6 protein-coding genes and 3 pseudogenes are annotated in these 6,965 nt (G+C 33.4%); 4 read left to right on the forward strand and 5 right to left on the reverse strand.

Annotation, left to right across the window (positions count from 1 at the left end):
- Positions 1-370: 370 nt before the first annotated feature.
- A complete protein-coding gene (locus HT730_RS06595; protein WP_050242557.1) occupies positions 371-1,027 on the reverse strand; it encodes a hypothetical protein in 657 nt (218 codons plus the stop codon).
- 320 nt (positions 1,028-1,347) lie between these two features.
- Here HT730_RS06595 and HT730_RS10520 point away from each other — a divergent pair.
- Positions 1,348-1,725: pseudogene (locus HT730_RS10520) on the forward strand (hypothetical protein).
- 110 nt (positions 1,726-1,835) lie between these two features.
- Here HT730_RS10520 and HT730_RS06600 read toward each other — a convergent pair.
- Both HT730_RS06600 and HT730_RS06605 read right to left on the reverse strand, forming a co-directional pair.
- Entirely contained in the window at positions 1,836-2,771 is a 936-nt protein-coding gene (locus HT730_RS06600; protein WP_050242558.1) for a hypothetical protein, read from the reverse strand.
- A 65-nt stretch (positions 2,772-2,836) separates the two neighbouring features.
- Positions 2,837-3,173, reverse strand: a pseudogene (locus HT730_RS06605) (helix-turn-helix transcriptional regulator).
- Between the two features lie 354 nt (positions 3,174-3,527).
- Between HT730_RS06605 and HT730_RS06610 the strand changes: the two are divergent.
- Positions 3,528-3,737 (forward strand): annotated as a pseudogene (locus HT730_RS06610) (transposase); the annotation flags it as partial.
- 263 nt (positions 3,738-4,000) lie between these two features.
- On the opposite strand, the gene rpsI reads toward HT730_RS06610, so the two are convergent.
- The gene (gene rpsI / locus HT730_RS06615; RefSeq protein ID WP_000075964.1) at positions 4,001-4,393 is read right to left on the reverse strand and encodes a 30S ribosomal protein S9; all 393 of its coding nucleotides are present in this window, start codon (positions 4,391-4,393) and stop codon (positions 4,001-4,003) included.
- 18 nt (positions 4,394-4,411) lie between these two features.
- The gene (rplM, locus tag HT730_RS06620; protein WP_001044624.1) at positions 4,412-4,858 is read right to left on the reverse strand and encodes a 50S ribosomal protein L13; all 447 of its coding nucleotides are present in this window, start codon (positions 4,856-4,858) and stop codon (positions 4,412-4,414) included.
- Between the two features lie 281 nt (positions 4,859-5,139).
- Here rplM and HT730_RS06625 point away from each other — a divergent pair, with 281 nt between their 5' ends.
- Together HT730_RS06625 and HT730_RS06630 are read left to right on the forward strand one after the other, a co-directional pair.
- The gene (locus HT730_RS06625) at positions 5,140-6,306 is read left to right on the forward strand and encodes an IS30 family transposase (protein WP_173307140.1); all 1,167 of its coding nucleotides are present in this window, start codon (positions 5,140-5,142) and stop codon (positions 6,304-6,306) included.
- 328 nt (positions 6,307-6,634) lie between these two features.
- Positions 6,635-6,952: a DUF960 domain-containing protein gene (locus tag HT730_RS06630; protein WP_000886035.1), complete on the forward strand. Its 318-nt coding sequence runs from the start codon at positions 6,635-6,637 to the stop codon at positions 6,950-6,952.
- The last annotated feature ends 13 nt before the right edge of the window (positions 6,953-6,965 follow it).

Below are 6,965 nucleotides of genomic sequence, written 5' to 3' on the forward strand. Positions count from 1 at the left end.
GGTGTGAATTTTGCTAAAAATCATCAAAAAAACACCCCATGGTGTGAACCATGAAGTGTTGTAAATGCTGTATTGTAGCTGGTTCTTAACGTTTAGAGAACTGGCTAGCTTTACGAGCTTTCTTAAGACCTGGTTTGACAAGGGTCTGTTTCAGATAATTTTAAAATAGCCTAATATCAATAACTAATTGTTTTCTAATATCCCTTAATTTCAAAAAAGTTTGATTAAATTTGATTGAAATAGGGAAATTTATTTAATAAATTGCTCAGTGTTTATAAGTCAACAATGCAAAAACTATAAAAAACGAGTTCAACTCCTTCTTTGTCAAATAACATAAAACATCTGAATCAGAAATACTCAAGTATAGAGCTTAGCTTCTCATTGCGTTCATTATTGAGTTTTCTTTTAAACTCAATAGTTCTTTAAAGTAATCTATATCACTGTTTCTATTTGTTGTTTCAAAAATATATCTCCGATAAGTGTCTTCATGGTTAAAATTTATTTTAGGAGTTCGAAATATATGATAATACACATCAATATTCTTTTCTTCAAGTAGTCGTTTTGCATCCATATGAATTTCTAATGACACTTCAATATCTCGATGCATAAACTCATTATCGTTAAGCATAATGTATATGATAGAAGCTACTAAAAATGTCATCCCACCAATAGGTTTTTCACCCCAAAATGCATTATTACTACTAATCCGGCCGAATTGTAAAGTAGTTTTTCCTAATTCGAATGAATTAACCATCAAATTTGCTTCAGAAATAATTTTACCATTAAAATATAATTGAAATCGAGATCCAAGTTTTAGAAAAGACAGAAAGCCTTCATTCTTATTAAAATCTTTATAGCTGTATTTTGGATAAATTTTTCCGTTCCAACCATCGCCATCTATTGTAAAATATAAGTCTTCCGTTGTAAGAAATATATTGTTTCTCTCATCAGACTTGAAATTGTTTCTCTTATCAGACTTGAAAATTTTACTAATCCAACTATTTATCTTATTTTTTATCTTATACATTCTAAATTCCTAGTATTCTATTTTCTTAATATTCTACAGTCTATCACTGCATGTATATTATAACAAAAATATGTTCAAGAAAACAACTATTTTGAAATCCTTGTCTGTTATAACAGATTTGATATTCTGATATACTACATAAGAAAAGGAAATATACCTTTAAAAAATCTTTTCTAATGTTTATAAAGTTTTCTATTTAATCGTACATTCTTATTTCCGAAAGATAATGATTTTCCCGAAAGAAATAGATCAACCTAAAAAATTACTGTATTACTTATGTAATGTTTCTTTAATATAATATAGAAATAAAAAGTATGTAAATGAAAAGATTTATCACATTACTTTTAGTGTCTCTATCTACAATTTTATTAATTGCATGTTCTAACCAATCAAGCAATTCTTTAGATGGCGAATACCGTTGAATAAACGAGAGTAGAAATGAAGTTGCCTTTACCATTTCAGGTAACAAAGAAAATAGCAACAAAGGAGAGGCCGACACCTTTACAATTGATAAAGATAGTGCAACAATCGAACTGACTGGCTCTAATATCATAAACCGAAAAGAGAATTATACCTTCAAGGATGACGTATTCACTGTAGATATTTCAGGAACAAAGCAGGAGTATTACAAAAAGAATAGTGAAGAAATACAGCGACAAGTAAAACCCTCAAACTATTTGATATTCTTTATACAATAAAAACGCTTTCGGGGTCAGTACACACCCGCATAGCGGAGTTAGGCGGACTAATAGTCACATAATAAAAATTTACTTAAAGTCAGATTTTAAATACTGTAGAATAGTTCTTTCTAAAACTTACTCCCAAATTTTTTTGTAGGTAAATAAAATTCAGCATAAGGTTTCTCTAACACATACAATGATATAAACTGACATGATAAAAAATGAACATAACGAATATTATTTTCTGAAATTTCACAAATTTTCCCGTGTGCTATACTATTTCTAATATCGACTAATTCATGAATTATTCTACTATTAATTTCAAAAAATTTTGTTTTAATCTTCGGATTCAGAAATTCATAATTTTCAGCTATTTTTATTTTTAGTTGATTCCATGCTAGTAATATCCTTGTATAATTTCGACCTTTAAGAAACCTATCTAAAGAGTTTATAAGATCTCCAGATAAATTATCTATAGAATCTATATCTAATTCTGTTGATAGTGAATCAGTTAATAAATTATTTAAAAATGATTGTGTTTGAACTTTACGTTGTTGGTGTTTAGTTTTATAGAATAATCTTTCTCTTTCTATCACTAGTTTAGCAATTATCTCAATTGGTTTGAAACACATCAAAAATTCATCTTCAATATATTCTCTGTATTCATGTTGCAAACCAATACTATACATTCTCATTAAATCTAATATAAGTTGACGTTTTTTTCTATTTTTCTTTCTATTTAAACTATTTTCAATTATTTGCAATTTTGTTAGCCATTGAGACATCTTATCTTGTTGTTTTACCTCTGGTAAAACTTCATTGTATTTTGATATACTTCTTATAACAAGAGGTATATTAGTAAAAAATGACAAAATAGTTAAGCACTCTTCAATGTTTTGCTTTTGATCTGAAATGACTTGCAAATACTTATTTTCCTTAGTATATATGAACTTTAAAGTACATCTCCAAAATTTGAAGCATGCTCCGTTAGGTAAATCAAAGGCCGTTCCCCATGTATCCCATATATCATCGAACTCATTAAAATCTATTATTGCCGTATACATTAATATAGCTCCTTTATAAAATAAATATGTTATTTCAGTTTAAATATTCTATTAGACGATTACATTTACAGTTTTTTATTTTCTTCCAAAATCTTTTTTCGTTCTTCCATAAACTCAATCAACTTTTTCTTAAATACTTCCTTTTCTTTTCAGTTAATCCTTTTAAGTTCATACGGAAAAGTAATCCAATGTTGTCTAATTCATTTGATTTTTCTTCTGAGTTTCCAACTAAATAGTCAACTGTAACATCCAATACTTGTGCAATCTTAACAAAATTTTCCTGTGTTGTTTTTTTAATCCACGTTCCCATGAAACATATGCCTGTTGGGAAATTTCAGCTATTTGAGCTTGTGTTAGTTTTACTTGTTTCCTTAGTGTTTTCAAGCGTTCTGAGAATTCCATATGTTACCTCAAAAAATTATTTTAAATTCTTGTAGAAAAATGTTGACATCCACAACCATAGGTTATTAAATACAATTAACAACTTTTAGTTGTATAGCGATTAAAAATAATAACCTTATATTCAAGGCTAAATCACAATCTTTAAAAAATTAAATAAACAGTGTGTCTAACAACCAGAGGATTGATTGTCAAAACTACACTAAACTTCATACCTTTATTGTAAATGTTTTTGAAAAAAAGTCAAGTCCTTATATGGTTGAAGTGAAGATATAAAACATTTGGTAACTTTGTTTAAAATCTGTACTATATACCATATATTTATTATAATATGCTTTTTTAAAACTAAGCAACTATATTATGGATAATGCAGGATTCCATAGAATGGGTAAGCTAGAGCGCTTATGTGAATAATTTGGGCATAAACTTTTACCACTTCCTCCCTACTCACCTGAGTACAATCCTATTGAGAGAACATGGGCTCATATCAAAAAGCACCTCAAAAAGGTATTACCACGTTGCAATACTTTTTTTAAGGATCTTTTGTCTTGTTCTTATTTCAATTGACTATAATTTCCCTAAAACAATAAGGTAAACTTTGAGGTAAACTTTTTAAAAAAACACCCCATGGTGTGAACCATGAAGTGTTCCGAAACGTTGATAGTATAGTATTGATTAACGTTTTGAGCCAACTGGCCTTGGTCCGGTCGCAGCCACATTTGCAAGCGACTAAAGTCGCAACAACTGTGTCAATTGCACCAATTTAGTAAGAAAGTACAAAAAAGAACACCCCGAAAGGTGCTCTTTGTAAGTATAATAATTCTTTCGAATTAACGTTTACTAAATTGTGATGCTTTACGAGCTTTCTTAAGACCTGGTTTCTTACGTTCAACTTTACGTGAGTCACGTGTAAGAAGTCCTGCGCGTTTCAATGAATCGCGGAAGTCTGGGTCTACTTGAAGAAGGGCACGAGCGATACCGTGACGGATAGCTCCTGATTGACCAGCGTATCCACCACCTACAACGTTAACGAAAACGTCGTATGAACCTGCAGTTGAAGTAACTGCGAATGGTTGATTGATGACAAGACGAAGGTCAGCGTGTGGGATGTACTCTTCAACATCTTTTTTGTTAACAGTGATTTTACCAGTTCCTGGAACAAGGCGAACGCGTGCAACAGCGTTTTTACGACGTCCAGTACCTGCATATTGTGCTTGTGACATACTTTATTGTTCCTTTCCTTAGATAAGTCCTGAAATGTCAAGAACTTCTGGTTGTTGTGCAGCGTGAGTGTGCTCAGCTCCAACAAATACTTTCAACTTCATACCTTGAGCGCGTCCAAGAGTATTGTGTGGAAGCATACCTTTAACTGATTTCTCGATCAAACGTACTGCATTTTTAGAACGAAGTTCACCTGCAGAGATTTGTTTCAATCCACCTGGGTGGTTTGAGTGAGTGTAGTAGATTTTATCAGTTGCTTTTTTACCAGTCAATTTAACTTTTTCAGCATTGATAACAATCACAAAGTCACCTGTATCAGTGTGTGGTGTAAATGTTGGTTTGTTTTTTCCGCGAAGTACGCTAGCAACTACTGCAGAAAGACGTCCAAGTGGTACATCAGTTGCGTCAACTACGTACCATTTACGTTCAACTTGGCCTGGTTTAGCCATAAATGTTGTTTTGTTCATGATTTCTCCTATATATAGTTCGATTTTTGTTTACGGTGATGGGTGTTCCTTCCCATCGAAAAGTATTTGGAAGGTTCCGGGGCCTTTCAAATGGGGTAAACAATACCGCCTACTATCATACCAAATTTCACCCCTAAAAGTCAATAGATATGAAAAATATTTTTCTAAAGCTAACTTCTCAAAGTAACTTCCACTTGCCTGACCAAAGTGGAAATTAGTCTAAAACGGATTTTTATGGTGGAATTAAGTGTGAGACGTTTGAATTAGAAATGAGGTCTACCATGACAAAACATAAACACCTTACCCTTTCAGACCGTAACGATATCCAACTGGGCTTAGAGCGCGGTGAAACCTTCAAAGCTATTGGACAATCCATTCTAAAAGACCCAACCACTGTTTCTAAAGAAGTCAAACGAAACAGACAAGTTAGAGAATCCACATGTGATAACCTTTCTTGTCCTTTACTCGACAAAGCTCCCTTTGTCTGTAACGGCTGCCCTAAAAGAAGACAAAACTGTGGCTATAAGAAGATTTTCTACCTAGCTAAACAAGCTCAAAAACAATACGAACAAACTCTTGTAGAAGCTCGTGAAGGAACTCCTCTCAATTCCAAGACCTTCTGGGACATGGACAAAGTCATTTCTGATGGTGTTAAAAAGGGACAACACATCTATCATATCCTCAAAACCCATAACCTTGATGTCAGCTCCTCAACCGTCTATCGACACATCCGAAAAGGATACCTATCTATCGCTCCTATTGACCTAGCTAGAGCCGTTAAATTCAAAGAAAGACGGAAAAGTAAACTACCTTCCATCCCTAAAGAAGCTAAAAAAGGCCGTTCCTATGAGGATTTCCAAAACTATTTAGTCCTTAATCAACTAGACTCTTGGTTGGAAATGGACACAGTTCTGGGGAGGATGGGAGGTAAAGTCCTACTCACCTTCAATTTATCTTTCTGTAACTTTATCTTTGCTAGACTTCTGGGTAATAAAACTGCCCTTGAGGTTACCAAACACCTCTATGCCATCAAGAACACTCTTCATGAAGCGGATAAAGATTTCTTCCAACTCTTTCCTGTCATTCTTACCGATAATGGTGGAGAGTTTGCAAGGGTTGATGACATCGAAATGGATGTGCGAGGAGAGAGTAAGCTATTCTTTTGTGACCCTAATCGCTCTGACCAGAAAGGGAGAATTGAGAAAAATCACACGCTGATTCGCGACATTCTACCTAAAGGAACTTCTTTTGACAATTTAACTCAAGAGGACATCAATCTCGTTTGTTCGCATGTCAACAGCGTCAAACGTGCTGCTTTGAATGGAAAGTCAGCTTATGAACTCTTTGCCTTTACTTATGGAGAAGAAATTCCTAAGCTTCTCGGCATTTCTAAAATACCTGCAGAAGACGTCTGTCAGTCTTCTAAATTACTCCAACATAAGTTCTAAAAACTAACCTAAAACCCTATTCAAACGTCTCACACTAACTTCCACCATAGCGGAACTTAATCTGAAACGCTTTCAGATAAGAGGATTTTGTGCGCTCTTTTTTTCGATTCATTTTGGCTACAAAAGCAATAAAATCAAGCATTAGTAAAACCAGTGGAACTTACCCTGACATGGATTTCCACTGGTTTTTACAATTTTTATCAGATTAACTTCCACTTCTACTAGCGGTGGAACTTAGTTTGGGAATTTACCCTTTTCAAAAAATCACCTTTTCTTGATTTTTAATCCTATTTGCTGTATGATAAGGAAAAAGAAAGGAGGCAAAGATATGGCTTTTACCAATACCCACATGCGGTCGGCTAGTTTTGGCATTGTTACCAGCTTGCCTGATGATGTCATTGACTCTTTTTGGTATATTATTGACCACTTCTTAAAAAATGTCTTTGAATTGGAAGAAGAACTCGAGTTTCAATTGCTTAATAACCAAGGAAAAATTACCTTCCATTTTTCAAGTCAACACCTCCCTACAGCTATTGATTTTGACTTTAACCATCCTTTTGACCCTCTTTATCCGCCAAGAGTACTGGTTTTAGATATGGACGGTAGAGAAACTATCCTCCTCCCAGAAGAAAATGACCTATTTTAATACTCAATGAAAA

The sequence above is a fragment of the Streptococcus sp. k-628 genome, assembly GCF_013277475.1.
In the GTDB taxonomy this organism is placed as follows: domain Bacteria; phylum Bacillota; class Bacilli; order Lactobacillales; family Streptococcaceae; genus Streptococcus.